The sequence below is a fragment of the Methanobrevibacter sp. genome (assembly GCF_045577275.1).
Taxonomy (GTDB): domain Archaea; phylum Methanobacteriota; class Methanobacteria; order Methanobacteriales; family Methanobacteriaceae; genus Methanobrevibacter.
In genome coordinates this window covers 1-2,339 of record NZ_JAZNIB010000337.1, presented here as the reverse complement: position 1 = coordinate 2,339, position 2,339 = coordinate 1, and the positions used below count along the sequence as shown (strand labels likewise).

Annotated in this window: 3 protein-coding genes and 1 riboswitch; all 3 genes read right to left on the bottom strand. The window is 31.3% G+C overall.

Going from position 1 to position 2,339, the window contains the following annotated elements:
* Positions 1-96: 96 nt before the first annotated feature.
* Positions 97-206: riboswitch (SAM riboswitch) on the bottom strand.
* Between the two features lie 67 nt (positions 207-273).
* Complete coding sequence (locus ACKI67_RS09710; RefSeq protein ID WP_407463331.1) at positions 274-450, bottom strand: hypothetical protein; 177 nt, start codon at positions 448-450, stop codon at positions 274-276.
* Between the two features lie 147 nt (positions 451-597).
* Entirely contained in the window at positions 598-972 is a 375-nt protein-coding gene (locus ACKI67_RS09705; protein ID WP_407463330.1) for a hypothetical protein, read from the bottom strand.
* Between the two features lie 242 nt (positions 973-1,214).
* Positions 1,215-1,610 carry a hypothetical protein gene (locus ACKI67_RS09700; RefSeq protein WP_407463329.1) on the bottom strand — a complete coding sequence of 132 codons (396 nt, stop codon included), beginning with the start codon at positions 1,608-1,610 and terminating at the stop codon, positions 1,215-1,217.
* Between the last annotated feature and the right edge of the window lie 729 nt (positions 1,611-2,339).

Sequence of the window (2,339 nt, the reverse complement as noted above, 5' to 3'; positions counted from 1 at the left end):
CTCCGTGTTCTCTATAATGCCGATTTGCTTACTTGGTTTAATAAGCGCAAAAAACCCTCTTCAAAAAATAAGAAGAGGGTTTTTTAAAAAAATCCTCCCTCATCTTTCAGATCAGTTGATCTGCAGGATTTAGCACCTTTTTAAGCTTTCGCTTAATGGTTGCCGGGCTTCACAGGGCCTATTCCCTCCGCCGCTCTCGATAAGAGTGTCATTACTATTTAATTAAATTAAGGTATTTATCTGTATGAAGTATATAGCACAAAAATTTCAATGTCAATAATATTTTGAATATTTAATTTTAAAATTATTAACTACTAAACATGACATAACAGTTCTAATTTCATGTTCACCATAATCCCAGCCAATTGCTGCAGAAAGTTCTATTAAACTTAAAAAATCATATGTATCAAATTCCGCTAATTCTAATACTAATATATTGTCTGAAAGCATTAGAAATCTCCCATTTAAATTCTTATCATAATTCCCCACCCTTCAATACTTAGACACCCTGGACTATCAGCAAAATAGATGAAGTAGGAAGCTGGCCTCGTGTCGGCTTTTTATAGTGGAATGGATGATTATGTTGAGCCTTGTACATTAATAAGGCAGCCATTTGGAGAAAGATACGATATTTAGAGTGACAATCAAAATAAGCAATATAAAAGAAATATATTTAATATTTTTCTTTTGCTTTACTCCCTTTTTAATAATTAATTCCCCACTGTAGAATAATCCCGATACAATCAGGCCAGTTACGACTGTTAGAGGTACGATTTCCGGGAATACAACCAAAAAAAGTAAGCCAAAAAGTGAACCGAAAAGTAAATAGATAAAAAATTCAATATTGCTTTTATTCTTTGATAAATCTCTTGTTAAGAAATCAATAAGAAAAGAAAGTGGCACACCGAATACAATAACAAGTGTAAAGACATACATAGGAAAAATTGCAAATGCTTCAAACATGCTTGCCAATCCATCATCTATAAAACTGATGAGTGCGATTATAACGACCACTATAGATGATACCAAAAGAGCAACATAGATTTTGTTTTTTATCAATTCTGTCCAACCTGCCTCTCAAATTTAAATATTTCATAATATTGAGATGTTGTATATATTTAATTTTTTCTTCAATATGAATGTATGATTAGTGTAAGAATCATACATTCAGCTGCCAATTGGCAGGTTTCATATGGCGTTTAACGCACCCATTATCACAATAAGATATCATTAAAACTACCAGTTTTAATGAGGACTCCTTTCTTATCAAGCTTTTCGTGATTGTAAGGAATAATGTTTAATTTCTCGTATTTTTCACTCCAAATTATATCTATGAAATGAGATGATTCTTGAAGAAAATGGTCAGGAGACACGTTTTCATAACAATAACATTCGTTAGGGAATGGTACATCTACCCCAAATAATTCAAGAACATCTTCTTCAATTGCAATTCCACCTATCTTAAAATCATAAACGGAATACAACTCTTTAAGAAAATTTGTAAAGTCAGTAAATTCCTCTTTTTTTATTCCGATTTGGTCCGACTCTAAGGTATCAACGATTGAACCATAAAACCAAAAATTGACCAATATTGAATTTGAAGAGACCATTACTATTTGTAAGGTCGCTTTTCGTTTTCTCGATAAATCGACATATAATCTTAATTGTAACGAATGCATATAACTTGTATGCTGGTCATCTTCGTCATAGGGATGACCTCTATCAAAAAAATCAATAATTTCGTCAATGTTTTTGTCTTGGATTTCAATTCTATTTCTGACCCTGGTCAAATTAAATAATATATCCTGTATAATTTCCTTTTTCTTTTCTTTAAGTTCCAACAAGAAACTAACTTCAAGAAAAGGACCGCCTTGTAACCATTGGGACCACTGCATCAATTATTCCTCCTAAGTTTAGGCTAAATTATACTATACATTCATTTTCTTCTTGAATTAACCTGCCCCGATCGTTGAGCAAGGTTTTTTACTTGAATTTGAATGTATGATTAATCTAAAATCGTACATTCAAAAAGGCTGCCAATTGGCAGCCATTCTCTTTTTTTAGTTAACATAACATTTGATCTAGGAGGTTGACCATTCGGCTTTTTTAGTAGAATGTGTGATTTGTGTAAGAATCACACATAAAGAAGGCCACCATTAGTTCAAAATATAAAATAATAAAAAAAAGCCAAATCAATGATATGACTTTTAAAAAATTTTATATAACTATATCTGATGTATTATGCAGCCTTTGGAAAAGAGTTTTTTTTCCTAAAACTCCTCAAAATTATTGAAATAATAAGAGATATAACAGTATAAAAAATTGCCCATCCGAAAATA

What these genes read in the sequence shown, in the direction of transcription:
- ACKI67_RS09700 (WP_407463329.1), bottom strand. Translation starts at nt 1,610, where the DNA reads ATGGTCTCTTCAAATTCAATATTGGTCAATTTTTGGTTTTATGGTTCA.
- ACKI67_RS09710 (WP_407463331.1), bottom strand. Translation starts at nt 450, where the DNA reads ATGCTTTCAGACAATATATTAGTATTAGAATTAGCGGAATTTGATACA.